The organism is Pseudoalteromonas sp. PPB1, from assembly GCF_015356275.1.
In the GTDB taxonomy this organism is placed as follows: Bacteria; Pseudomonadota; Gammaproteobacteria; order Enterobacterales; family Alteromonadaceae; genus Pseudoalteromonas; species Pseudoalteromonas rubra_D.
Window position 1 is genome coordinate 19,923 of the sequence record NZ_JACEQV010000011.1, and the last position, 22,908, is coordinate 42,830.

Here is a 22,908-nt window from a genome sequence, read left to right on the forward strand (position 1 = left end):
TCTATTACCAGGTAATTGCAGATCCATCATAGCTATAAAATCCCCCGGTGTCTGATGCCTGTTTGCTCTGTATCAGATCAGTCAGGCTCTGTGCTACAAAATCGGCAGAAAAAAGCTTGCCGGGTGGCACATTTTTCTGAAAAGGCATGGATAAGGCGGTGTCGGTTGTACCTGGATGAAAAGCCAGGACACAGCAGTTAGGTAGTTTATAACGCCATTCAATACTGATGGTTTTGAGCGCCATGTTCAGCGCCGCTTTGGCACTGCGGTAACTGATCCATCCACCCAGCTGATTATCTGAAATGCTACCGATCCGGGCTGACAGAGCAACGAAGTAAGTCGGGTGTTTTGCTTTCAGTGCTTTTGCAAAGTGCTTGGCCAATAACAGTGTTGGGAGCGTATTGGCTTTGAGGTTGTCGTTAAAAAAGTCAGGATCAAATTCCTGAATAGACTTCTCTGGGAGCTTATCGGGAGTGTGCAGCAGTCCGATGGCATTAATGAGTATATCAACCTTTGGCAGTTGCGCAGCCAAAGCCCTGACGCTTTCTTCCTGGCTCGCATCGAGGTGGAGCCATTGGACGTTTTGCGGTGCTGTAGTGGGTTTGGTGGTTCGGTAGGTTGCGTAAATCTGGGCTTCTGGTTGCTCACTAGCATAGCGTGTAACCAGTGCCTGTCCGATACCGCCTGAACCGCCTACAATCAATATGATCATGTGCTTTCCCCTGCGCTGACTATTTTAATTTGTTGTCTTTATTAAACGGACACTCCCGTGGATTGGATCTGTACAGTGAGATCGGGTTTTTACCAACTCAGCCAGTATGACAGGCATCGGTAAACCCAATGAGTCGACAGATCGTTATTTTACTAACTGATGCATTCTGCTGGATCACGTATTAACTAACATTATCGTCATCCAGATCAAAGTATTACTAACCTAATCCGGTTCAGATCACGAATTTACTAACTCTAAAGGCATTTTGGCAGGTTTTTGGTCAACGGGTCGGTATTGTTTCCTGTAGTGACTATTTTTAGGTGGGCAGATGGCGAATAAATCGGGTTTTTGGTGACTATAGATCATATTTTTACTAACTACCTGGTAAAGCGATCAGCACTGAGATCAGTAATTTACTAACTGCTTTTGTTCCTGGATCGTATTTTTACCAACTAAGAAGCCTTATTTTGAGTCAGAGATCATCATTTTACTAACGCTCGACATGCACAACGTCACTCAGAGCGGGTTTTTTACTAAGATCCGGGTGTATCAAAGTGGATAAGAGCAGCGCAGGAGGGATTTTTGAGCAAGTTGGTAATTTTTTGCTCTAACGGACTGGGAAATTGACTGAGTTGTTGTATCTATCTGTTTGATTTATAGCATGAGTAGGGGCTGAACCAGGTTCAGCCCCTGGTTTTTATAACGTGGCAAGCACAGCCATAATGAGTGTGGCTGCAGGGAGTAGGTAAAATAGTGATCTTACCCAGCCTGGTCGGAAGGACAGCATGACCGCCATCAGTAAAACGGCGAGGGCCATCTGGCCGCAGAACATCAGGCTGCCGTATCCAACGGCCTGGCTGATATCGATAACCAGAGTTAGTAAAAACATGATCCAGGCTGAAAGTAGATATCTTTTACTCTGGATCTGGTCGGGTCTTGCCCCAAACACCGCTTTGTAGTGCGGTGTCTTAGCCAGCGCAAAGGCCGTGAAGCTTGAGAGACATAACAAGGTCGCTATCAGATACATCATGCGGCACGCTCCTTGCGGGCGCGCAGTGGCTGAGCTGATTGAAGCTTTTTACTCTGCCAGAAAAATGCGCCCGCGGCTAACAGAGCCAGTATATCGAACATAGCCAATGACCACTGACCATTGCTTATGTAACTGATTAAATTGCCGTGTGTTGTAAGTGCATTGCATAAGGGCAGCATGAGCCAGGCAAAGGTATTGGCAAGTGCCAGAGTATGCCAGCCTTGAGTATTTCGCCACTTAGCGGCAAACAGCGTTGCAGCAGCCCAGATCAGGAAAAATGCCAGCACTTCCTGATCAGCACGTCCATTGTTACCGACAGGCAGGAGCCGATTGGCGTAGAAGAATGCGGCTGTAGCCAGTGGCAGGCCCATGATGGCTGCCAGGTTGAGCGACTCGACTAACTTGAGACCAAAACTGGCTGGCTGAGTGGGTTTTTGGCGCTCTCGGATCCGTTTGGCCCACATAACACAGCCACTGGCAATCATAGCGCAGCCTGCCAGGCCACAAAGAAAGTACAACCAACGCAAGCCGGGAGATGCCAGGCGTCCGGTATGCATGGCAATCATACCACCATATAATTGAGCCGCAGTACTGTCTTCAAGGTGCACAGTGTTCAGGAGTTCACCCGTTTTGCCTGAATATAACCAGACTGCTTGCTCGTCTTTTATTTCACTGCGGTTAGCACCGTAAATTTTCATTACTGCCGCTGCATCCTGAGGGTGATCTATGATGATGCGAGAAATAGGTTGCTCTGGCCAGTTAGTAAAAAAGTGATCTAACGACTGTGAGAAAGCCGGATCGGTCAGTGTCAGGCTGCTTAGCTGAGGGCGCTGTCGTTCCGGGTAAAATTCTTTTCTGAACTCTTTAACCCCATCGTCATACACAGTTTGCGCCGGATACGGGAAAAGCGTAAAAATAAGTGTGATCAGTCCTGTGTAGGTGATCATAAGATGAAATGGCAAAGCCAGCACTGAGCTCAGGTTATGTCCATCGAGCCAACTGCGACTGCCCTTGCCCGCTCTGAATTGGAACATATCCTTGAAAATACGTTTGTGGATCACAATGCCTGAGACCAGAGCAACCAACATAAACAGGCTGGCCAGACACACTATCCAGCGCGCGGTGGTACGGTCCATATAATGTAAGTCAAAATGTAGACGATAAAAGAAGCTCCCGCCTTTTGACTCCCTCGGAGTCACGGGAGTTTTGCTATCGGCCGCCAGGTTATGGCTGACCCAACTGGCTTTTTCGCCCGGCTCAGCATAGGGCAGGTGCGAGACGCGCAGTAGCGAGTTGCGCTCAGACGGCAAGCTGATCCACCATCGTGCTGCGTCAGGCGCTTCTGAGTTCAGGCGTTCAAAGCCGTAGTCCAGTAGCGCTTGTTGTGAACTCTGAACTTCAATGCTGTGGGGGTGTAGCTCAGGTTTGCTCCACAGGGTAATTTCCTGACGGAAAAAGCTTAGCGTACCCGCAAAAAACACCAGCCACAACAGCCAGCAAAAAAGTAATCCGACCCAGGTATGGAGCCAGGTCATAGAACGAAAAAAACTGTCTTTCATTATTATCCTCTTAATATCAGGATCAGCAGCCATTGCACTGTTGCGAGCAGCAGTAAACCACCACAGAGGAAGCGAAGCGATTTTGTTGCGAATACAGCGATAAAAATAAGGCAGTGAATGGCTACACTCAGGCACACGCTGAATAACACGGCATCAACTTTGGAGACAGGCAGCAACAAACTCATTAGGCTGATAGAAAGCGCGGTGCATGCATACCCCCCGAAAATAGCGAGTGCAAACCGGGTAACAACATTTATGCGATAGGCTGTAAAGTAAGCAAAGTAAGGCGATAGCGACATACTTGTTCTTTGATCAAAAATAGGGAGGCGAATTATCACTGAATCGCGCTATAAATAACAGTAATTATCATTAGCAAATGCGTTAAATGTACAAATATTAATGCCAAAAGGAATATCAAATTCCTGTTGAGTTAAACCCTGGGTAATTAGTGAGCACGCGCCTGCACCCTTTTATTGGGCTAAGGCTGATATACTTATTAGGGGTTATCGCGTTGTGAGGAGAATTTAAACGTGGATATTATTGAGCGTGTCCGGCAATGCACTTTGTGTCGGGGACAGTTGCCTTTTGAACCGAAGCCGGTGATCCAGGGATTGCCTGCGGCGAAAATTCTGATCGCTGGTCAGGCTCCTAGTTTGAGTGTACAAAGAACGGGAAAACCATTTAACGATGCCAGTGGTAAACGGCTCAGAGAATGGTTAGGGGTCACTGAGGCTCAGTTTTATGATCCGGCCATATTCGCGATTGTACCTATGGCGTTTTGTTATCCCGGTAAGGGCAAATCAGGCGATTTACCTCCCCCCAAAATCTGTGCCCAGACATGGCGGGCCCCTTTGCTTGAGGTGTTTAATAACATTGAGTTAACTATTTTAATTGGTCAATATGCACAAAGCTATCATATCGCTGAGTTTGTTAGTGTGTCTCAGGCTGTGACTGAATGGCGCACAGCTTTGCCCGGGCAAATTGCACTGCCGCATCCCAGTCCACGTAACCAATTATGGGTCCGAAAACGCCCCTGGTTTGAAGCTGAGGTGTTACCCGCATTAAGAACCCGAGTTCGGGAGGTGTTGTTGTGTTTTTAAACAGTCGAAACCCAGCGTTTATATGCCCTGAGACAGCATTATGTAAATAATTGGAAAATGAATTAACTCATATGGGTTGCTATTTGGTACTGTATCGCTCATAATTTGGGGTGAGTTAGAATTACAAATTTTAACAAATTACATTCAAAGGATTTGAACATGTTATATCGAATTTCCGGTTGGTCAGCTATCGTTCTTTCCCTGCTGGCGTTATATCCAAGCTATCAAACGGGTGCTCTGTCTGTTATCGGATTCTACCTCGGTTTATTCGCACTGATCCTCTCTTCTTTTGCAAGTCATACCGGAAACCTCTTTTATTATCGCAGCGTATTTGTACTTTCTGTGTTAAATGTTTTCTTTGTAAATGATGGCACATGTGTGATGTTATTAGCTGAGAATAATGACTGGGTATATATAGGATCTATGTATGGCATCTTTATTGTTATAAGCAGTATATGTGGCTTTTTGGTCAATAAAGACAGCTTTTTGGTCAATATGGCGCCTAAAGTCAAACGTGTGCGGTAACGTGTACACTAACGCATGTAATGATTACTTAATACAGCGCTGGTTTACAAAACGATTGAGGACTTATACACTTGTGGTGGTTTTTAAAACAACTGCATTGATAATATGAATGCGCAAGGAGCGGTGGAGAGTGTTTGTCGTAAATATCACGTACACCGTTGAACTAGAAGAAGTTGATGCGCATTTACCTGCCCACGTTCAGTTTTTGCAGCAATATTATCAGCAAGGTGTTTTTTTAGCGTCTGGCAGAAAGGTTCCCAGAGCAGGGGGAATGATTTTCGCTACCGCAAAAAACCAAACCGAGTTAGAAGCAATTCTACACAACGACCCTTTTTATCTCGCCGGACTGGCGAATTACGAGATCACAGAAATTGAAGTAAGCAAGACTGCCAGTGGTTTATCACAAGTGCTAACCCTTTGAATCAGCATTTATGTAGTGCTGAATACACCCTATGACTGAACGTTCTATCAGGACGTACATTTGTGGTGGTATAGCAGAGTGGCCACACGCCAGTTTTGATGCTTTGATATCAATTCAAGCTTACGTATTTTCCTACTCTGCATGGTATCGTTGCGGCTTTTTTTGCCAGCCTGGCTCTGACTGCGTTTTGGTTATTCTGTTTATAGCTACCACTTTGCTGCAATTTAACAGATTGCTATAAATGGAGAATATTATGCCCAGACTAAATAATAAAATTGCCCTGATCACAGGTGCTGCACGTGGCATTGGTGCTGCGGTTGCCACATGCTTTATTGAGCAAGGAGCCACGGTGATCATCACAGATAAAAATGCTGAAGAGGCACAAAAACTATGTGACACACTCGGTGAGCGTGCGCATTTCCATCTGCTCGATGTGTCTGAGGAGTCACATTGGCAAGCAGCTGAAGGTTTTGTGCGAGCCCGGTTCGGTCGACTGGATATTTTGGTTAACAATGCCGGTATAACAGGGTTTCTGGAAACTGCGGGCCCTCATGACCCTGAGCACTTAGATTTAGCGAGTTGGCATACTGTGCAACGCACCAACAGCGATGGCGTTGCACTTGGCTGTAAATATGGGATCCGGCTTATGAAGGCTTCTCAGGCTGCCAGTATCGTCAATATCTCCTCGCGTTCCGGTTTGGTCGGGATCCCGGCCGCAGCAGCTTATGCAGCGAGTAAGGCCGCTGTACGTAATCACAGTAAATCAGTGGCCCTGTACTGTGCTCAACAAGGCTATCCTATTCGTTGTAACTCTGTGCACCCGGGTGCCATTTTAACGCCTATGTGGGATGCCATGTTAGGTGAAGGAGAAGCTCGGGATGCGGCAATTGCCGGTATTGCTGCCGATATTCCGCTTGGACACATGGGCAATGCTATGGATGTGGCCTTTGCGGTGCTTTATCTGGCGTCTGATGAGTCTGCCTATGTGACAGGGATCGAGCTGAATATTGATGGTGGGATCCTGGCTGGCAGCAGCGCCGCGCCTAAATCAAATTAAGCCATATCAAACCAGGCCGGTATAATCTTGATACCGGCTTTTGTCCGGCTAATTAGTTTGCTAAGCTCAATTCAACAGATGTCGCAATCACAAGGAGTTTGAGCCTATGTATTGGGGTTTAGTTGTTGTCTTTATTGTGTTGGCCTTTTGGCTTCACAACCGTTATAGCTCCAGCTCTGAGGATTACCCCGCGCTGGAGACTGACCCAAATGATCCTTTGCTGCTCCAGGCTGTGGCAGATGCCAAAGCGTCATTAGATGAATTCAAATCCCTGTATCGCCAATTTCCCAAAGATGCCTTCGTGAAACTCGACTTTGAAAGTGACTGTGGTGTCTCTGAGCACCTTGGTGCGCACGTTGAGGGGATAAAAGGTGATGAGATCAGTGTCTTTCTGGTCACGCCACCTGTCACGCATCAGGGTAAACTTGCGCATAATTACACCTGCCACTTCGATGACATTGAGGATTGGCAGATCACAGACAAAGATGGCAACATTTACGGCGGGTTCACGCAGCGCGCCATGTTTGCGATCGCTGAACGTGAAGGCGTTGAGCTGCCCCGTGAGCTTCAGGAAATGCAGGGCAAATACGTTTAACTTTGCGCCATGGCTTTTTGGCTGCGTATTTGGCTAGGTCACTCAAAAATCGACTCTTCTCTATGACACTGCGGCCCGCAGGCGCCCTTTACATGAATGATGGCGATGGTAATAAGCGCTGTTAACTTATTTGATGCAGTTAAACCGAGAGCGGGGCGCATTTTTGTGTCTTGAGTTAAGGTTGTTCGGCAAATGCTCTGAGTTCATCACCTGTCAGGCGATAAATGATCCACTCGTCCTGCGGTTTGGCGCCAATACTGTTGTAGAAATCGATCGCAGGCTTGTTCCAGTCGAGCACTACCCATTCAAAACGACCACAGTCTTTTTCGATGGCCAGTTGAGCCAGAAACTTCATTAATGCTTTACCTGCGCCCTGCCCGCGCTGATCCTGAGCAACATACAGATCTTCCAGATACAGACCGTATTTACCAAGCCAGGTCGAATAATTAAAGAAATACACGGCAAAACCGATGGCCTCGCCCTCTTGTTCGCAGATCAGGGCGTGAGCGCGTACATCATTGCCAAATAGTTTTTGCTCAATATCCGCGACTGTATTGAGTACTGCGTCTGGCTCTTTCTCATAGATGGCTAATTCATTGATAAAATGCAATATTGTTGCTGCATCGTCTTTTTGTGCGTGGCGGATCGTGATACTCATCGGCTGTTTCTTTCCAAAGTTGACATGATGGTTACTCAGTGTAAGCTCAATTCATAAATGAATAAAGTGCATAGATTGCAACCGCTAAATGTATATTATTAATGAAACACTTGCCTAATCTGGATCTTAATCTGCTTAAACTGTTTGCTGCTTTGTATCAGAATGGCTCGGTTACGCTCTCTGCTGAGCAGCTGAATCTCAGTCAGTCTGCATGTAGCCACGCACTGACCCGGCTCCGCGAGCGCCTGGGTGATGAACTGTTTGTGCGGGTGAATAATCGCATGCTGGCAACCGCGCATGCACATCGGCTGGCAAAGACCGTGTTACCGGCTTTGCAGATGCTGGAAGGAGGGTTGCAAGAGGCTAGTCCGTTTGATGCAAATGAACCTCATACACTCACGATAGCGGTGACCGATTACACAGCCTGGTGTCTGCGACCTTTTGTGACTCATTTGGTTGGCTTGTTTGACAATCTGGATATCCGCTTTGTGCAGCTGGAGGAACGTATAGCAGAGCAGGCTCTGAAAGAAGGTAGCCTGGATTTGGTATGTGGATTTGCGCATCAGCAGGAATTCTCGGAGGGCCTGACCCAGCTTAGCTGGTTTGAAGATGCTTACGTGACAGTATGTTGTCAGTCTCACCCATACAAACAACAATTAGATTTGAGTACCTTTATAGCATATCCGCACATATTGATTGCGCCATGGAATGAGCGTCGGGGGATAGTCGATAAAGCATTGGCAAAAATTAAGAAATCCAGAACCATCGCAGTGACAACCCCACATGTGTTGGTGGCGCCAACGTTGCTACCAGAGAGTGATATGTTGCTGACTATGCCCAGGCGTTATGCCTTGCAGGTGTGTGACAGATTAAACCTTCAGTTACAGCCGCCACCGCTCCCGGTGCCTGACTATCAGTTAAAGTTGTACTGGCACCGGACGCGCAAGCGCGATCCTAAAATTGGCTGGTTTATTACTCAGTTCTGTGACTTTCATGAGCTAGACCATGATGAAACCAAGTTAGTAAAATAGTGATCTGTTAGCTGACGCCGCGAATACCGGTGTGCTCACTGAGGTATATAATTTAGTTTATATAATTCAATGTGTTAATTCAGATCAGAATTTTACCATATCGGCAGCATGAGTACGCATATAGTCACATATAAAGTCGACGCTGAGTTTTATATTCGGTAGCTGGTACTTGGCGTGTTGATATACCAGGTTTATTTCAACTGTGTGTATCTTACCAGGCGACAACTTATGGTGCTGTGCAACGGGCGTTACCTGGTTTTTTAGATGTGCGGGGAGCAGCCAGTCGGGGGCCAGCAACATGCCTTCGCCTTGAGCAAGCGCATCCAGTAAAGTTGCACTGTCATTGCTGATCAGAACTGGTTGACTAGACACAGGCTGCCAGTCGCCTTGCTCGTGCACCCACCATGGGACGAGGGCAGTTTTACTGCGAAACATGATGGCCGGACAGCGACAGAGTTGCTCGATAGACCAGTTGGTGGTGCCAAATTGAGTATTTAGTCGATCAGCCAGTTGGGTGTGCGCCCACAGTGTAAAACCGCTGCGAATAAGCGGTTTGGCGATAAGACGGGTATCGTCAACCGGTCCACCCCTGATCGCCAGATCGACAGAGTCTTGCCCGAAGAGTGCATATTCATTGGTGTAGTCGAGGTCGAGCAAAATATTTGGAAATTGCTGGCGAAAACGCCGAAACAAGGGTACCAGCAGCGCTTTCGACAGGCCGGGAGGCGCGCTGACTTTTAGCGTACCACTCGGGTTATCAAAGCTTTGTGAGATCAGTTCATCGGCGTAAGTCAGCTTACTGAGGATCTCACCAATATGTTGATAGTAGATCTGCCCTAACTCTGTAATACTGACGTGGCGAGTCGTTCGTTTGATCAGTTCGATCCCCAGTGACGCTTCCAGATCTTTAATTCGTCTTGATACAGAAGAAGCGGGCACCGAAAATTCCTCGGCAACAGCGCTGAAACTATTCAATTCAACAACACGCTTAAAATAGCGCAGTGCTCTGAGCTTATCCATTGTGATCCAAGATGTTTTTTCTCAGACAATCTAGTTTATTTTTGTCTAAAAGACAAAACTGATTTGTGGCTGATACACTTTTTCGTAAGCCATCTTCGCGCAATAATATCTGAAATTTTCAGAGATACTTAGTTATTACTATGACAAAACAAGTGCTTATTATCAAATCGAGCCCGGCAAACGAATTTTCTGTATCCAGTGAGATCGCTGATTATTTGCAATCACAATTGCAAAATAAGAATGAAAGCCTGGCTTTCACAGTACGCGATTTGAGCCAGACGCCTGCACCAGTTTATGATAATCAAATCCTCAATAGCTTTTATGGTGATCAGGATGCACTCACGGCAGAGCAAACTGCGGTTGCACAACCATCATTGCTTTATATCGATGAACTAAAACAGGCTGATATTATTGTCTTTGCGTCTCCTATGCATAACTTCAGTGTGACGAGTTTGATGAAAAATTACATCGATCAGATCTGTCGTTTTGGTTTGACCTTTTCTTATTCAGAGCAGGGTCCGAAGGGGTTATTGGAGGGTAAACAGGCCGTCATTATTGCCAGTGCGGGAGCTGATATGTCGATGCCAGAAATGCATGCCATGGATTTTCAGGTACCCTATCTCAAACAGGTGCTTGGCTTTATTGGTATTGCAGACATTGATGTGATCACCGCATATGGGATCAGTATGCCACATATTGGCAGTGAAGTGGCGACCAGGCAAGCGAAAGCTCAGGTGGATCACTGGGTGAATGCTGTCGCCTGAGTCCACATAAGCCAGCAATAATTATGTTAAATTAAACCTTGCTGGCTAATATCTGAGCACAGCTTAGTTTAAGCGCTTTGTTTGCTTTGCGCTTTGACGTATTTTTTTACTTTTTTCATGGCCATTTGGCGCTTGAGTGGCGACAGATAATCGATAAACAAGTTGCCCGACAAGTGGTCGATTTCGTGCTGCATAACAATGGCCAGAAACTCATCGCTTTGCACTGTAACGGACTCTCCATTGCGGTCAAGTGCTGAAACTGTAACCTCAGTGTAGCGTTCAACATTGGCAAAATAATCAGGAACAGATAAACACCCCTCCTGCCCCATTGCTTTGTTACTGCCACTTACTACTTCAGGATTGACGAGGATCAGTGGATCGTTGCGTTCGTCTGATATGTCAATGATCACAATCGCTTCTTCGCGGCCAACCTGAGTTGCTGCCAGTCCAATACCGTTGCTGGTTGCATACAGGGTGTCGAGCATGTCGTCAATCAGGGTTTGAACTGACGCGATGTCGGTTACCGGTTTAGCTGCTACGCGTAATCTGGGATCAGGTGTGGTTAGAATTTCTAAAATTGCCATCTTATTATTGTTATATCTCTATGAAAAATAGCAGTTTAATACTTAATACAAGGTAAAGCTAGAGAAACGCAAGCGTATCGCTCACTGTTGATGGGCCTGGCGGTATTGCGAGGGAGATAGCGTTTCAAACTGGTTCCAGATACGACGAAAATGACGAGCACTGCTGTAGCCACAGGCATCAGCGATGGCCTCTATTTGGATATTACTCCTCGACAGGAGCGTTTTGGCATGAGCAACTTTAATAGCACTCACATATTCGCCAGGCGTGATCCCGAGATTTTGCTTGAACAACCTGCTCAGCTGGCGAACTGACAGGTTGGCCGCATTTGCCAGAGTTTGCAGTCTGTGCGGATTATCTACCTGATTGCACACTAAATCTTGCACCTGATGCAAGGCTCGGTGCATATGGTTGCGATGACAAAGCCAGGGGCTAAGCTGAGGATCTTGTCCATTGCGACGAAAGTACACCAGCATCTCTTTGGCAACCCGGGCTGCAATGTGTTCACCGAATAACACTGAGACAAAGTGTAGTGTCATATCGATACCGGAACTGATGCCTGCACTACTGAATAGCTTACCATCCTGGACAAAAATACGATTGTCAGCAACTTTACTGGCTCTAAATGTGCTGCGAAAGCGCTCAATGAGCGCAAAGTGTGTGGTGCAGGCTTTATTTTCCATTAATCCGGCTTTGGCTGCCAGTACTGCCCCTGAGCAGATGGATAAGATATATGGGTCATATCTGGCCTGTGCCTTTAGCCATTGCTGGGTGCGTAAACCAGCCGGATTGTTATAGGTTGCAAAGGCGTCATTGCAGCCGGGCAATATGACCACGTCGGTTGCATTCAGCTTAGCAGGTAAGGGCTTGAGTTGATGCAATCTCAGGCCACCATCCATAATTTGCGTGTCTTCGGCACTGACATAATGTATGTCGATGGCCTGTCCTGCGCGCTGTGCCTCAAGCAACACTTGTAACGGTCCTGCCAGATCAAGGGGTAAGGTGTCATTGAGCAGTACAAAATAAAATTGTCTGGGTGTTGGCATGGTCATGTGTGTTTTTCCCGGTGGTTTTATGCCAGGTAGTCGCGTGTTCGATGAACGGTTGCAAACCGCTCTGCCAGTACCAGCTCTGTCCGGGTCTTTATGGCTTGTGCACTAAAATGTTTTCCACTGGGATGATGTTGCATATCAAAGGTTAACGTGGCGTCAGTCACAAATTCAACGTCAAATCCCAGATCGCTGGCTATACGTGCCGTTGTTTCGCAGCACTGTTCTGTTCGAATACCTGAAATTACGACGCAGTCTATCTTAGCGCGCTTCAGCCATGTAGCCAATCCCGTATCGGTAAAGGCATTATGTACCGATTTATAAAAAGTTTTATCAAACTGAGTATCCAAAAATGCCATAGGTTTGACAAATCCCGACGCCGGGTTGAAGGGGCTGTCTGCAACATCTTCCCGACTATGAAGAATTTTGACTACTTTCCACTGGTTGCGCTGGAATGCCCCAATCAGCTGGGTCAAATTATGTTGAAAATCGGGGAGATCACGCACAGACCAGTAAGGGGTGTGATAGAAGGAATCCTGAGTGTCGATAACGAGTAGTGCTTTATTCATAAGTTGTTTTCCTGTTTGTATATTGAGTGTGTTTGTTGAGATTAGTGTAGGGGCATTAGGGGCAGGAAAAGAGACGAATTACAGACATAGATAGGACCTATCTGGCCTTTAGTTGGAGGGGTGTCTGCTCAGGGGGCTGAACAAAAAAACAGTCCAGAGTTGACAGGTGTTTAAAATGTATATACGTTGTATATACACAAGGGCTTTTGAGATGCCCTCTTGCAGGAAGCAAAGCATGGCGAACAACAAAGATGCACAATTGATTGTGCGTATTAATAAAGCGCAAAGAGATGAGTTTGTTGCCTTGTGCAATGAGCTGGATACGTCTTCTTCCCGCGAAATTAGAAAGTTTATTAAGCGGTTTGTGAAAAAACACAAGCCAGAGCAAGAGAAACCGGTCAAAGGAGATCAGGATGGCTAAGAAAGTTGATGTTAAAAAGCTAAAGAAAGAAGTACAGAAACGTACTGGTAAAATCGCAAAACATGAAGCGAAAATCAAAAAGCTGAAAAAAGCGATCAAAAAAGCGAATTAATCGCGTGAAAAGGCAACCACAGGTTGCCTTTTTCTTTGCCGTACTTTTTTGTAAAGCCCCTTTACACGCAGACATCCTCATTGGTAATCACTTGATGTAAATAGTCCTCTCAAGCCCTCGTTGATAATCAATAAAGTTAATTTCCTACTGGTTTATGAAGCTGTTAAGTTGCTGAGCGAGTTCAGTCAGATCAGTATCTATATTAAAACGTCCGCGCAGTTTGCCCTCTGGACCAATTAAATAAAGCATGGTGGAATGGGCAACCTGGTAATTGTCCGGCTTTGCGGTAACCTGAAATTGCGCCCCGACACTGCGAGCCAGTAATTTCAGTTGTTCTGGGTGACCCGTAACCCCCATAAAGGAGTGACTAAAATAGCGTACATATTTATTGAGCGTAGGTGTTGAGTCTCGCTTCGGGTTGACGGATACAAACACATACGCAAATGTTCCTTCGGTGGAGCGTGTTGTTAAGTGTGTTTCCAGAGCTGCTAGCCGGGAAAGTGCCGTTGGGCAAATATCCGGACAGTGTGTGAACCCGAACATGACGATTGTCCATTGCCCTAGTAGTGCGTGCTGATCAAACGTGCCTTGTACACTGTGTAACTCAAAGGCGCTCAAGTGTCGCTCTGTTTTTTGCATGACTGGCTGCGTGACGACAGATTGAGCTGGTTGGGCGACCGGGAGCAGCATACCCAAGCCTAAGCCGATAAACAGCGTCGATAGGACTGCGTACTTGCTATGCATCAATTTGCTCCTTTTTTACCTGCCAGCACAGCCACAGTCCCAGCAAAGCGGGCAAGGTGACGCCCGCAAAATCAATGAGCAGAAAAATGGGCCCGCAGATCCCGACCAGCACTTCCCAAAAGTGAAATAACGCATGACAGCTTAACCACAAGGTAGGAAACAGCCATATCTGAAAACGGTAGCGAGTATAAAAAGCGCCGTAGCTAAATGCCCCGCCAATCAGCATATACAACATACCGATATCGCGAATAAAATGCTGATTATAAAAACCCCGATCAGGCACACCGGGCACACTCCAATACCACTGCTGCGGATAGAAGAGCATAAACACGCCATTTGCCAGCGCCGCCAGCCCCAGCAAGACAGCAATGGATGTGGTGATTTTCCCGCTCATAACATTACCTTGTGACTGCATTTTTTTTATCTGTTGGAGTCAGTGTTTGCTCGTTCACGACGACACGGCTGCACGCTTTGCCATGCCCCAGAGTATATTTAAGTGCCGGGTAGACACGACATGAGCTGATGCTAAAGGCAATGGCGATAAGTCCCTTATCTCCCCACTTTGAACGGATATGTGGACGAATATCATCGGCACAGGGATTGTGGGCCAAGACCAGGTCGGTAAACTCCACGATTTGCGCCAGTTCATCTGGCAGTGCTGCAAGGTCCTTGTTGATAATTGCACTGACCTGAGAGGCAGGCACGCCGGCTTCCAGTGCCATATTGACCAGCAGCTGAGTGCAGGGACCGCAGTCGTCCCACAAAATGGCGCGTAATTTGGCTGCATACAAGGGGGCGGCAGGTAAACCGCCACGATAATCTGCCATAGACTGAAATTTCAGATATTTAAAAAAAGCGCTCAGATCCGCAGACAGCACATCCTGCATATAGGTGACATCGTAGTCGTACTTTTTCTGCATCGAAATGAGCATTTTGTTCAGTATGTATTTGATCATCGGATACCCCTTGTGGTTTGGTAATCTTGTTCAGGCGTTGTGATTAGTTGAGATTGCGCCTGCCTGGGGGTTTTTAGTGGCCCGAGTAGTAATACCAGACAGAGAGCAAGTAAGGCAGCAAAGGTGCTCAACATTGTGGTGAAGACATCGTTGCTGAGTAATGCGGAACCGAGGAGCGGCCCGGATGCCATCCCGACACTGGATACCACCGCTGATAAGGAAGCGAGTTGACCTGAGCTGTCCAGCTCAGCCGTTACTGCTAGCAAATAGGCGTGTACCGCTGGCCAGGCAAAAAACAGCAGTGCCAGTGCAAGCATGTAGATCAAGTCGAAGTGTGCAAAGCAAAGCAATAAGGCAGCCATGGCTGAAAGTGAAATACCGCCACTTAAGCACACTGCGCGGTGAGCCCTGTTTGGATTGAGTATGGGTAACAGCGCGCCACCTAGCCCCAGCAAGCCCGTCATTGCAATTGTCTGGCTGGTCTGTTGCTGCGACATCCCTGCCGCCAGCCCTATTTGGCCAGCATAGGCCCAGATCCCACTAGCGGCAACCAGATAGAGCAGCATCGCCAGTAGTAACTGGCTGCGCTTGGCTGATAGCTGCAAGCGTTGTGTCTGCTGTTTGGGATGATTTGCGGCTGGTAATGCGGGTAACAAGGGCAACAGTAACAGGGCCAGGCACACCAAACCCGCCATGGTGTAAAACACCGCGTAGTTACCCAGCAAGGTTTCAAGGTGTGGTATAGCATAGATAATCATTGAGCCGATGCTAAACTGAATCAACAGTAATGCGCCGAATGCTCTGTCGGGATTATTTAAACGCGCCAGTATGGCAAATGACACACCCACACTAAACCCGCCCAGTACACCAGCGATAAAGCGCCAGACCAACAAATCAGGGTAAGTGCTCCATGCCACTGTACAGAATTCCATTGCACACAGTGCGAGGAAGGTAATGAGTAAAGCTTGCTTCCAGGCAATATGGCGAACCACAAAGATGGCGCAGATACTGCCCAGTAATGCACCGTAGCCATTGCTGGCTACCAGTGTGCCGGCCTGTTGTGGGGAAAAACCAATGTCGCCTGCCAGCGCATCCACGACTGCAGGTAAAAAGTTAAGGTAGGCCAGCCCGGCCATGGCAACGAATGCCAGGCAAAAATAACTGACCCATGAGTTTGCTGCATTGCTTGTAGTACGATTTAACATAGTCTGTCGCCTCCTGAGTATCTTTGCGGATACTTTAAGTGGCTGCGAGAGCTTGAAAAACCACAGTCCTGGCCATTTAGTCGTGAATACTATTCATGAATAATTGCTGATATAGTGCCAATATCTAAGGTGTTTACCCAAATCACAGGACTGACTTTTATGGATAAACTGAGATCGCTGACCTTGTTTCTGGCAACCTGTGAAGAGCAAAGTTTTGCGGCTGCCGCACGAGTTTGCAATACCGATCCCTCCACCATCAGTAAAGCCGTGAGCCGGCTGGAGGCTGAGCTCGGGGTGACTTTATTCCAGCGCTCTACCCGGCAACTGAAGATAACGGCGGCCGGGCGTCACTATGCACAAACCGTGCGTTCGAGCATTCAGGCACTGTCCAGCTGTGAAGACGAACTCAGGCAGCTCAATGATGCCCCCAGAGGGCGGTTACGCGTCAATTCTGCGGTGTGTTATGGTCATTTGTATCTACGCCCTTTGCTTAAAGCGTTTTGCCAGCGTTACCCGGAGATCACACTGGAACTATCCCTTGATGATATGCATGTGGATATTATCGAGCAGGACATTGATGTGGCATTGCGCACCGGCTTTGTCAAAGACAGCCGTCTGGTTGCGCGTTGTCTGAGCCCGATGGATTTTGTGGTCTGTGCGTCACCGGACTATCTTAAGCAGCACGGTACGCCTGTTAGTCTTGACGAATTCAACGAACATGCCTGGATAGGCTTTAAGATAAAAGAAACACAGCAGCTGCAACCGATTTTTTTGCCAGATGCAGGCGGTGTTTATCAACTCTGTGAGCTACACCGTACGCATATTACGGATGATGGTGAAGCCATGGCCCAATTGTGTGCTGATGGCTTCGGGTTCGCTCAGTTGCCGCACTTTCTCGCTAAAGCGGGACTCAAAAGCGGGGCTTTGGTATCGCTTTACCCCGCGTTCAGAGCACCTATGCCAGACAGCGGGGTGTTTGCGATTTATCCAAAACGTGCCTATTTGCCTGCCAGAGTACGGGTATTTCTGGATTTCCTGGTTACCGCTTTGGAGGCACAGCAAGAAACACCAACCCATACCTGGGCGCAGCACTGGCCACCATGCGTGAAGTTTGTTCGATCAGCCGAATAAGGGCGCACAGTTGCCCTGTGAGCGGATCTCTTGAAGTTGCTGGTTTAGGTGGGTGTACATTCCTTCAAAGGCAAAATTGCCCATACTGATCCGTTTCACCTTGAGTGCACCAAGCGTGTCAAAATCGGCCAAATCTGGCATTGCCATGATATTCAGGGGCAATTGGCAAGTCTCTGTGATGGCCTGAATATCTGCTTGTTGGGTAATACAGGGTAAGAACAAACCATCGGCCCCCGCTTGCTGATATTTAGATGCCCGATGCGAGGCTTCCTCGCACGCGTTGTCGAGTCCCAGTAAGAAGGCATCGCAGCGCACATTAATAAATATGTCGGTCTGCTGGGCGGCCAACTCATGACGTACGGCCTTTAACCGCGCCGCGAATTCATCGGCATCGATTAAGGTGCGGGCTGTAGTTACCTGGCTGTCTTCGAGATTAACTCCGACTACACCCAGTTGCGCAAGTTGCTGAATGTGAGTTGCTATTATTTGTGGATCACGGCTGTAACCGGCCTCGATATCAACACTTAAAGGTAAGTCGGTGGCACGGCTGATCCGAGTGACCATGAAAAGTAGTTCGTCGAAAGACATTTGTTCGCCATCTTCGTAGCCCAGTACGCTGGCAACGGCTGCGCTGGAAGTCCCCAGCGCCTGATATCCTGCTTCTTGTGCTGCTTTAGCACTGGCGGCGTCCCAGACATTGGCCAGTAAAAACGGGCTTGTTTGTTGATGTAATTGTTTGAATGCTTGCATATTATCTCGCTGATATTATCACTGTTTTGTGGTCACTATAGTGCGGCTACCCAGTTTCAAAGACCAACGATAAAAATCGACTTGTACTATAAGCTCAGCTTATAATATTGTCTGTCCTGGAATTCGGAAGTGCCCCTATCGTGTTCAAAAATATCAATTTGCTGGTGACATTTGAGTGTGCGGCAAGACATCAGAGTTATAGTCTGGCCGCCGCCGAGTTATGTATTTCACAGGCCGCAGTCAGTCAGCAAATGCGGATGCTGGAGCAGCAGTTGGGGCAACGGCTATTTGTACGAGTCGGCCGCCAAATGCAGTTGACTCAGGCCGGGTGTACGTTGGCAGAGCATACCGGGCCAGCTTTAACTATGATCGGTCATGGCATTAATAGCCTGCGTCAGGAAGAATTGGCGGGAGAGCTAAGCATTAGTTCTACGCAGGCATTTAATACCTTGTGGCTGATGCCCAGATTGCAGGAGTTCGCCAGTTTGTATCCACAGATCCGCATTCGCCTGCACTCTTCCGCGAGTTTTGAAGACTTGCGACACGCTCGCATTGATCTGGCGATCCGTTTCGGCACACAGGTCGAAAAGCACACCCCAACCACGCTGGCCTGTGAGTACTTTGGCACTTCACCTGTGTTACCCGTATGCTCTGCGCAGCTGGCAGCGTCTTTACCGCTCAATACCCCGGCTGATCTGCTGGCTACCTGGTTGGTATCGCTGGAGCAGCCCGGTGCGTATGACTGGCCAAGCTGGTTTGAGGCGCAACAGGTAGCAGACTATGTGGATCACCCGCACTGGACCTATGTTAATAGCACGGATATGGCACTCAGCGCTGTGGCCAACGGCCATGGTGTTACCCTGGCTGTACCGTATTTGTTTCGCCGTCAGCTCGATAACGGTGAACTTGTTGTTCCGTTCCAACTTCCTCACCCTAACCCGGTGAAACGCTATCTGGTTTACGATCCCAACTCTGCCCGGATCGCTCGCTTACAAACATTTATGAACTGGTTAAAAGCGCAGGAGCTAAGATAATCATTATTTATATAACATGATGGAAAGCCTGGGAGGTCCGCATCTTTACCTCCCAACATTATTGGCTCAGAGCGGATAAACTTAGCAACGGCCATTGTAGTTGGCGTAAAAGGTAATCTTTTCTCCGATCTTATAAAGAGTCCCTGGTCCTGTGGGCTCATTCTCAATCGTATTATTTGCGCCTGTTTGCCAGTTGAATTTTCTTTGAACGGTTCCTTCATTGGAACTATCTTGATAGTTATGTAATTCCGTCATGAGTTGACTAACAAGGCTATGCAGTGACCCTGCCTGCTCCACACTTTGAGCACAATGTATGGTTTCAAACATCCATGCCCTTTGACGAAGTTCACTGATGATTGGTGTCAGGTTTGCCTTAGCTTCTGCAATGTCACCTTGCTTGCCTTGGTGAGCCAGATGAGAAGCGGTTTTCCATAAAGAAAAGAATGGCTCTTCAAACTGTTTAACGGCTTGTTGACGGTACATAGTACTGGTTACCTCATTTGCTTCTTGTGTTGCCTGCCATGACATAATGGCTGCAAAAGCACTTAAAATAGTCGCCAAAGTCATTATTAAAGAATTTATTATTTTCATTGCGCGTTCCTTGATGATTTTTCGTGTTGTAGGTTTGATGTCTTGTAACTTATATGTTTACAAAATATTAATTGGTTTCAGGTTAAAAGTAACTCTATAAGTTCTGATATAACTGAAAATAATATGATGTCATTACGGGAGTAGGTCTCATTGTTACTTTTGCATTTGTCTGACAGGGCATGGGAACGGGCTCTTTTATGGGGGTTAAATATGCTGCAAAGTGAGTGTTTTGGTACCGATACAATGTTTAACCCCTGTGCCATTTTATGGGTTGCCATGCTGTAGAGCTGTATCTCTATCGCACAACGTACTCTAACAAGTAAGGTGGACGCGCCCGACTTTATGCGGATGTTTAATGATTTTTCCTTTTTAAACTTTATCTCTTAATTCAATAGATTAGTTAGATTTCATGCACTTTTTGGATGATGTGTGAACTGCTTTCCCGATCTATATTTCCATATTTACAGAAATATAGATTGATCTAATTTTATATTTCTATAATACTGGAAATATAAAATTAGATCAGGAGAGACGTATGTCACCAGAAATGCAGGTCATGCTTAAAGAAGCGGCCGATATGTTTGTGTTCCTTGCGCTGGAGTTAACCGTGTTATTTCTTGTCGTAAGCTATTTGGTGGGTGTGCTGCAGGAGTACATCACGCCTGAAAAGGTGAGGGAAAATCTGAGTGCCCGCAAAGGTAAGGGCTACATGATTGCGGCGTTGCTGGGAGCAATCACCCCGTTTTGTTCCTGCTCAACGATCCCGTTTTTAAAAGGGTTACTGCAGGCACGGGCCGGGTTTGGGCCCGTTACCGTTTTCTTATTTTCCAGTCCACTGTTGAACCCCATTGTTATTGGCTTATTGATTGTGACATTCGGCCTGGATGTGGCGGTGTTCTATTTTTCGGTTGCTCTGATCACGTCGGTCGTGTCGGGCTGCTTGCTGGAGCGACTGGGGTTTGAGCGTTATGTTAGGGATGAAGCCTATCAGGCTGCGGTCAGTCAGTCTGCTTGCAAGGCTGGCCAGACGAGCAAAGAGACGCCGCTTAACCCGGAAAGTAGTCAATGTGGTGGTAAGAAAAATCCCGACAGAGACATAAAACAGGTAGAAAACCGCTGGTTGCGAATTTGGCGAACAACCTGGAAAGACTTCCTTGCTACCCTGCCCTATTTACTACTTGGTATCACCATAGGATCCTTCATATATGGCTTTGTGCCCACAGAGCTCATTGTTGACTATGCCGGTGAAAACAAATGGTATGCCATTCCACTTGCCGCAGTCATTGGTATTCCCTTGTATATCCGAGCTTCTGCAGTGATCCCTCTGAGTGCCGGTTTAGTGCAAAAAGGTATGGCACTGGGGTCGGTCATGGCGCTGATCATTGGCAGTGCTGGTGCCAGCCTGACCGAAGTTATCCTGCTTAAATCCATTTTCAAAACGCAGATGATCCTGGCATTTCTGGGTGTGGTACTCGGGATGGCGATGACTGCCGGGTACTTATATACCCTCATTTTTTAGCCGTTTATTTGTTTTTTAGAGGTTGGCAGGCTAAGCCGACCGCCTGAGTTAGATACGATTAATCAAGAGGTAACCTGATATGAAACCGATCAAAGAAGTCATTATTATTGGTGCCGGACCCATCGGCCTGGCTGCGGCTGCAAGACTGGTGGAAAAAGGGATCCGCCCCACCATAATTGAAAAAGGTGACACTGCTGGGGCTGCAATGTTGCAATGGGGACACGTTAGCCTGTTTACGCCCTGGTCCTATATGCTGGATGAGGCCGTGGTAAACCTGCTGGCTGAGCATGGCTGGCATGGCGTAGACGCCAATGTAACTCCTACTGGCCGGGAAGTCGTTGAGCACTACTTGCAACCTGCGGCGAAATTACCTGAACTGGCGGAGCATATCCGCTATGGAACTGAGGTCTTTGGTGTGTCTAAAGCCGGGGTCAGTAAGCATACTACGCAAGGTCGTGACAGTGCACGTTTTGTTGTGCATTGTCGAAATGAGTTAGGGATCCAGGTATTGCACAGTGATGCTGTGATTGATGCTTCCGGTACCTGGTCGAGTCCAAACCCGCTGGGGCTTGATGGTTTATCTGTGCCAGGTGAGTTGGCCAATCAGCAGAGTGTTTATTATGGTATCCCTGATATTCTGGGCACTCAGCGAAGCGATTTTGCAAGAAAACGCAACTTGGTGGTGGGTGCCGGCCACTCGGCAATGAATATCGCACTGGATTTACTTGAGCTGCAAGCGGCAGAGCCAGGTACCGAAGTGACCTGGGGCATGCGTAAAAACAACATCGATAAGCTGCTGGGCAAAGGCATCAACGACAAAGTGCCTGCGCGCCGGCAGCTCGGGCTGGCGGCCAAAAAGGCCATAGAAAATGATACACTAAAGCTGGTTTCTCAATTAGAGATCAAAGAAATTGTCCGGGCCGGGCATGGGCTGAATATCCGCGCTTTGGCGGGAGGAGCTGATATCGGGATACAGGTCGACAACATCATTGTTGCGACCGGCTTCAGGCCTGACCTGGAGATGTTGCGAGAATTAAGGCTGGATTTGGACCATGTTGTCGAAGCACCAATGCGGCTTGCACCATTGATTGACCCAAATTTGCATAGTTGTGGTTCAGTGCGTGCACACGGAGTTGATGAGTTGTCTCATGATGATGCGCACTTTTACATTGCGGGTATGAAATCCTATGGACGTGCCCCGACCTTCTTAATGCTCACCGGGTATGAGCAGGTGCGCTCGATTGTCGAATCTCTGGCGGGTAATGCAGAGGCCGCTCGCTCGTCTCAGTTGAGATTTCCTGGTGCACCAAAGGCGCAACAGGGCGCATGTTGTGGCTAGCTTGGCTCGCCCTGAGCGGTATCACATGTATTGCTGCAGCTGGGATCGTCTGACTGATTGACACAACACTCTTCTTGCAAGAATCCGATCAGCTCAATCAGTGCATCGTATTGAGGCACGCAGTAAAGTGTGCGGCTTTCTCGCCTTTGCTTGACCAGCCCCACTTTTACCAGCCGATTAATATGATGAGACAAAGTAGAACCCGGCACATCTAGCGCAGCCTGTATTTCGCCAACGGGTACGCCATGCGTGCCCCCTTTCACTAAATATCGGAAAATACTTAAGCGGGTGGTGTGTCCCAGTTCGGCGAGCTTATCTGCCGCAGATGCCAGTTCCATATCTTGCTCCTCATTCATATAATTCCATAATACTGGAAATATACGAATGAGGCAAAACGGCTTTTTCAGAGCTCGTCCTTTGCCTGTTATCACTCA

28 protein-coding genes are annotated in these 22,908 nt (G+C 47.6%); 12 read left to right on the plus strand and 16 right to left on the minus strand.

Annotated features, from left to right (window positions below):
* Positions 1 to 4 precede the first annotated feature (4 nt).
* The 4 genes from IY568_RS12510 to IY568_RS12525 form a co-directional block, all read right to left on the minus strand.
* Positions 5 to 712, minus strand: coding sequence for an SDR family NAD(P)-dependent oxidoreductase (locus IY568_RS12510; protein WP_194867720.1), 708 nt, complete (start codon positions 710 to 712; stop codon positions 5 to 7).
* 697 nt (positions 713 to 1,409) lie between these two features.
* The gene (locus tag IY568_RS12515) at positions 1,410 to 1,742 is read right to left on the minus strand and encodes a DUF3325 domain-containing protein (RefSeq protein WP_194867721.1); all 333 of its coding nucleotides are present in this window, start codon (positions 1,740 to 1,742) and stop codon (positions 1,410 to 1,412) included.
* On the minus strand, positions 1,739 to 3,301 hold the full coding sequence (locus tag IY568_RS12520) for a PepSY-associated TM helix domain-containing protein (protein WP_194867722.1): 1,563 nt from the start codon (positions 3,299 to 3,301) through the stop codon (positions 1,739 to 1,741). The genes IY568_RS12515 and IY568_RS12520 overlap by 4 nt, the downstream gene beginning before the upstream one ends.
* A gap of 2 nt (positions 3,302 to 3,303) precedes the next feature.
* Positions 3,304 to 3,600, minus strand: a complete 297-nt coding sequence (locus IY568_RS12525; protein ID WP_194867723.1) for a hypothetical protein — start codon at positions 3,598 to 3,600, stop codon at positions 3,304 to 3,306.
* A gap of 231 nt (positions 3,601 to 3,831) precedes the next feature.
* Here IY568_RS12525 and IY568_RS12530 point away from each other — a divergent pair, with 231 nt between their 5' ends.
* From IY568_RS12530 to IY568_RS12550, 5 genes are all read left to right on the plus strand, one after another.
* Positions 3,832 to 4,401 carry a uracil-DNA glycosylase family protein gene (locus tag IY568_RS12530; protein ID WP_194867724.1) on the plus strand — a complete coding sequence of 190 codons (570 nt, stop codon included), beginning with the start codon at positions 3,832 to 3,834 and terminating at the stop codon, positions 4,399 to 4,401.
* A gap of 159 nt (positions 4,402 to 4,560) precedes the next feature.
* A complete protein-coding gene (locus tag IY568_RS12535; protein WP_125560318.1) occupies positions 4,561 to 4,926 on the plus strand; it encodes a hypothetical protein in 366 nt (121 codons plus the stop codon).
* 130 nt (positions 4,927 to 5,056) lie between these two features.
* Complete coding sequence (locus IY568_RS12540) at positions 5,057 to 5,347, plus strand: YciI family protein (RefSeq protein ID WP_194867725.1); 291 nt, start codon at positions 5,057 to 5,059, stop codon at positions 5,345 to 5,347.
* Between the two features lie 253 nt (positions 5,348 to 5,600).
* Positions 5,601 to 6,404: an SDR family oxidoreductase gene (locus tag IY568_RS12545; RefSeq protein ID WP_194867726.1), complete on the plus strand. Its 804-nt coding sequence runs from the start codon at positions 5,601 to 5,603 to the stop codon at positions 6,402 to 6,404.
* A gap of 106 nt (positions 6,405 to 6,510) precedes the next feature.
* Entirely contained in the window at positions 6,511 to 6,999 is a 489-nt protein-coding gene (locus tag IY568_RS12550) for a DUF2314 domain-containing protein (protein ID WP_125560325.1), read from the plus strand.
* Between the two features lie 175 nt (positions 7,000 to 7,174).
* Here the strand turns inward: IY568_RS12550 and IY568_RS12555 are convergent, their stop codons facing one another.
* A complete protein-coding gene (locus tag IY568_RS12555; RefSeq protein ID WP_194867727.1) occupies positions 7,175 to 7,657 on the minus strand; it encodes a GNAT family N-acetyltransferase in 483 nt (160 codons plus the stop codon).
* Positions 7,658 to 7,758: 101 nt separating this feature from the next.
* On the opposite strand from IY568_RS12555, the gene IY568_RS12560 reads away from it, so the two are divergent.
* Positions 7,759 to 8,688: a LysR family transcriptional regulator gene (locus IY568_RS12560; protein ID WP_138536977.1), complete on the plus strand. Its 930-nt coding sequence runs from the start codon at positions 7,759 to 7,761 to the stop codon at positions 8,686 to 8,688.
* A gap of 84 nt (positions 8,689 to 8,772) precedes the next feature.
* On the opposite strand, the gene IY568_RS12565 is transcribed toward IY568_RS12560, so the two are convergent.
* Positions 8,773 to 9,708, minus strand: coding sequence for a LysR family transcriptional regulator (locus tag IY568_RS12565; RefSeq protein ID WP_194867728.1), 936 nt, complete (start codon positions 9,706 to 9,708; stop codon positions 8,773 to 8,775).
* A 140-nt stretch (positions 9,709 to 9,848) separates the two neighbouring features.
* Between IY568_RS12565 and IY568_RS12570 the strand changes: the two genes are divergently transcribed.
* Positions 9,849 to 10,472 carry an FMN-dependent NADH-azoreductase gene (locus IY568_RS12570; protein ID WP_194867729.1) on the plus strand — a complete coding sequence of 208 codons (624 nt, stop codon included), beginning with the start codon at positions 9,849 to 9,851 and terminating at the stop codon, positions 10,470 to 10,472.
* A gap of 68 nt (positions 10,473 to 10,540) precedes the next feature.
* Here the strand turns inward: IY568_RS12570 and def are convergent, their stop codons facing one another.
* From def to IY568_RS12585, 3 genes are all read right to left on the minus strand, one after another.
* Positions 10,541 to 11,056: a peptide deformylase gene (def, locus tag IY568_RS12575; protein WP_138536983.1), complete on the minus strand. Its 516-nt coding sequence runs from the start codon at positions 11,054 to 11,056 to the stop codon at positions 10,541 to 10,543.
* An 81-nt stretch (positions 11,057 to 11,137) separates the two neighbouring features.
* Entirely contained in the window at positions 11,138 to 12,106 is a 969-nt protein-coding gene (locus IY568_RS12580; RefSeq protein ID WP_194867730.1) for a GlxA family transcriptional regulator, read from the minus strand.
* 20 nt (positions 12,107 to 12,126) lie between these two features.
* A complete protein-coding gene (locus IY568_RS12585; RefSeq protein WP_194867731.1) occupies positions 12,127 to 12,672 on the minus strand; it encodes an isochorismatase family protein in 546 nt (181 codons plus the stop codon).
* Between the two features lie 235 nt (positions 12,673 to 12,907).
* On the opposite strand from IY568_RS12585, the gene IY568_RS12590 reads away from it, so the two are divergent.
* Positions 12,908 to 13,093: a hypothetical protein gene (locus IY568_RS12590; protein ID WP_010384442.1), complete on the plus strand. Its 186-nt coding sequence runs from the start codon at positions 12,908 to 12,910 to the stop codon at positions 13,091 to 13,093.
* Positions 13,094 to 13,349: 256 nt separating this feature from the next.
* On the opposite strand, the gene IY568_RS12595 is transcribed toward IY568_RS12590, so the two are convergent.
* From IY568_RS12595 to IY568_RS12610, 4 genes are read right to left on the minus strand one after another with little or no spacing between them, the layout of a single operon-like run.
* Complete coding sequence (locus IY568_RS12595) at positions 13,350 to 13,949, minus strand: SCO family protein (protein WP_194867732.1); 600 nt, start codon at positions 13,947 to 13,949, stop codon at positions 13,350 to 13,352.
* The gene (locus tag IY568_RS12600; protein ID WP_125560341.1) at positions 13,942 to 14,343 is read right to left on the minus strand and encodes a hypothetical protein; all 402 of its coding nucleotides are present in this window, start codon (positions 14,341 to 14,343) and stop codon (positions 13,942 to 13,944) included. The genes IY568_RS12595 and IY568_RS12600 overlap by 8 nt, the downstream gene beginning before the upstream one ends.
* A gap of 4 nt (positions 14,344 to 14,347) precedes the next feature.
* Positions 14,348 to 14,905, minus strand: a complete 558-nt coding sequence (locus IY568_RS12605) for a hypothetical protein (RefSeq protein WP_194867733.1) — start codon at positions 14,903 to 14,905, stop codon at positions 14,348 to 14,350.
* Complete coding sequence (locus tag IY568_RS12610; RefSeq protein WP_194867734.1) at positions 14,902 to 16,110, minus strand: MFS transporter; 1,209 nt, start codon at positions 16,108 to 16,110, stop codon at positions 14,902 to 14,904. Before IY568_RS12610 ends, IY568_RS12605 begins: the two co-directional genes overlap by 4 nt.
* Positions 16,111 to 16,269: 159 nt before the next feature.
* On the opposite strand from IY568_RS12610, the gene IY568_RS12615 reads away from it, so the two are divergent.
* On the plus strand, positions 16,270 to 17,241 hold the full coding sequence (locus IY568_RS12615) for a LysR family transcriptional regulator (RefSeq protein ID WP_125560347.1): 972 nt from the start codon (positions 16,270 to 16,272) through the stop codon (positions 17,239 to 17,241).
* On the opposite strand, the gene IY568_RS12620 is transcribed toward IY568_RS12615, so the two are convergent.
* On the minus strand, positions 17,230 to 17,991 hold the full coding sequence (locus IY568_RS12620) for an isocitrate lyase/PEP mutase family protein (RefSeq protein WP_194867735.1): 762 nt from the start codon (positions 17,989 to 17,991) through the stop codon (positions 17,230 to 17,232). The two genes, IY568_RS12615 and IY568_RS12620, sit on opposite strands and share 12 nt — an antisense overlap.
* A 140-nt stretch (positions 17,992 to 18,131) precedes the next feature.
* On the opposite strand from IY568_RS12620, the gene IY568_RS12625 reads away from it, so the two are divergent.
* Positions 18,132 to 19,025, plus strand: coding sequence for a LysR substrate-binding domain-containing protein (locus tag IY568_RS12625; protein ID WP_194867736.1), 894 nt, complete (start codon positions 18,132 to 18,134; stop codon positions 19,023 to 19,025).
* A gap of 81 nt (positions 19,026 to 19,106) precedes the next feature.
* Here the strand turns inward: IY568_RS12625 and IY568_RS12630 are convergent, their stop codons facing one another.
* Entirely contained in the window at positions 19,107 to 19,616 is a 510-nt protein-coding gene (locus tag IY568_RS12630) for a hypothetical protein (protein WP_194867737.1), read from the minus strand.
* A gap of 535 nt (positions 19,617 to 20,151) precedes the next feature.
* On the opposite strand from IY568_RS12630, the gene IY568_RS12635 reads away from it, so the two are divergent.
* Both IY568_RS12635 and IY568_RS12640 read left to right on the plus strand, forming a co-directional pair.
* Complete coding sequence (locus tag IY568_RS12635) at positions 20,152 to 21,135, plus strand: permease (protein WP_194867738.1); 984 nt, start codon at positions 20,152 to 20,154, stop codon at positions 21,133 to 21,135.
* 79 nt (positions 21,136 to 21,214) lie between these two features.
* Positions 21,215 to 22,474, plus strand: a complete 1,260-nt coding sequence (locus IY568_RS12640; RefSeq protein WP_194867739.1) for an FAD-dependent oxidoreductase — start codon at positions 21,215 to 21,217, stop codon at positions 22,472 to 22,474.
* Here the strand turns inward: IY568_RS12640 and IY568_RS12645 are convergent.
* A complete protein-coding gene (locus IY568_RS12645; protein ID WP_343224677.1) occupies positions 22,471 to 22,830 on the minus strand; it encodes a metalloregulator ArsR/SmtB family transcription factor in 360 nt (119 codons plus the stop codon). The genes IY568_RS12640 and IY568_RS12645 overlap by 4 nt on opposite strands.
* Positions 22,831 to 22,908: the final 78 nt, after the last annotated feature.

Coding starts and splice junctions, on each gene's coding strand:
- IY568_RS12510 (WP_194867720.1), bottom strand. CDS start 712: ATGATCATATTGATTGTAGGCGGTTCAGGCGGTATCGGACAGGCACTG.
- IY568_RS12515 (WP_194867721.1), bottom strand. CDS start 1,742: ATGATGTATCTGATAGCGACCTTGTTATGTCTCTCAAGCTTCACGGCC.
- IY568_RS12520 (WP_194867722.1), bottom strand. CDS start 3,301: ATGAAAGACAGTTTTTTTCGTTCTATGACCTGGCTCCATACCTGGGTC.
- IY568_RS12525 (WP_194867723.1), bottom strand. CDS start 3,600: ATGTCGCTATCGCCTTACTTTGCTTACTTTACAGCCTATCGCATAAAT.
- IY568_RS12535 (WP_125560318.1), top strand. CDS start 4,561: ATGTTATATCGAATTTCCGGTTGGTCAGCTATCGTTCTTTCCCTGCTG.
- IY568_RS12545 (WP_194867726.1), top strand. CDS start 5,601: ATGCCCAGACTAAATAATAAAATTGCCCTGATCACAGGTGCTGCACGT.
- IY568_RS12550 (WP_125560325.1), top strand. CDS start 6,511: ATGTATTGGGGTTTAGTTGTTGTCTTTATTGTGTTGGCCTTTTGGCTT.
- IY568_RS12555 (WP_194867727.1), bottom strand. CDS start 7,657: ATGAGTATCACGATCCGCCACGCACAAAAAGACGATGCAGCAACAATA.
- IY568_RS12560 (WP_138536977.1), top strand. CDS start 7,759: ATGAAACACTTGCCTAATCTGGATCTTAATCTGCTTAAACTGTTTGCT.
- IY568_RS12565 (WP_194867728.1), bottom strand. CDS start 9,708: ATGGATAAGCTCAGAGCACTGCGCTATTTTAAGCGTGTTGTTGAATTG.
- IY568_RS12570 (WP_194867729.1), top strand. CDS start 9,849: ATGACAAAACAAGTGCTTATTATCAAATCGAGCCCGGCAAACGAATTT.
- def (WP_138536983.1), bottom strand. CDS start 11,056: ATGGCAATTTTAGAAATTCTAACCACACCTGATCCCAGATTACGCGTA.
- IY568_RS12580 (WP_194867730.1), bottom strand. CDS start 12,106: ATGACCATGCCAACACCCAGACAATTTTATTTTGTACTGCTCAATGAC.
- IY568_RS12585 (WP_194867731.1), bottom strand. CDS start 12,672: ATGAATAAAGCACTACTCGTTATCGACACTCAGGATTCCTTCTATCAC.
- IY568_RS12590 (WP_010384442.1), top strand. CDS start 12,908: ATGGCGAACAACAAAGATGCACAATTGATTGTGCGTATTAATAAAGCG.
- IY568_RS12595 (WP_194867732.1), bottom strand. CDS start 13,949: ATGCATAGCAAGTACGCAGTCCTATCGACGCTGTTTATCGGCTTAGGC.
- IY568_RS12600 (WP_125560341.1), bottom strand. CDS start 14,343: ATGAGCGGGAAAATCACCACATCCATTGCTGTCTTGCTGGGGCTGGCG.
- IY568_RS12605 (WP_194867733.1), bottom strand. CDS start 14,905: ATGATCAAATACATACTGAACAAAATGCTCATTTCGATGCAGAAAAAG.
- IY568_RS12610 (WP_194867734.1), bottom strand. CDS start 16,110: ATGTTAAATCGTACTACAAGCAATGCAGCAAACTCATGGGTCAGTTAT.
- IY568_RS12615 (WP_125560347.1), top strand. CDS start 16,270: ATGGATAAACTGAGATCGCTGACCTTGTTTCTGGCAACCTGTGAAGAG.
- IY568_RS12620 (WP_194867735.1), bottom strand. CDS start 17,991: ATGCAAGCATTCAAACAATTACATCAACAAACAAGCCCGTTTTTACTG.
- IY568_RS12630 (WP_194867737.1), bottom strand. CDS start 19,616: ATGAAAATAATAAATTCTTTAATAATGACTTTGGCGACTATTTTAAGT.
- IY568_RS12635 (WP_194867738.1), top strand. CDS start 20,152: ATGTCACCAGAAATGCAGGTCATGCTTAAAGAAGCGGCCGATATGTTT.
- IY568_RS12640 (WP_194867739.1), top strand. CDS start 21,215: ATGAAACCGATCAAAGAAGTCATTATTATTGGTGCCGGACCCATCGGC.
- IY568_RS12645 (WP_343224677.1), bottom strand. CDS start 22,830: ATGAATGAGGAGCAAGATATGGAACTGGCATCTGCGGCAGATAAGCTC.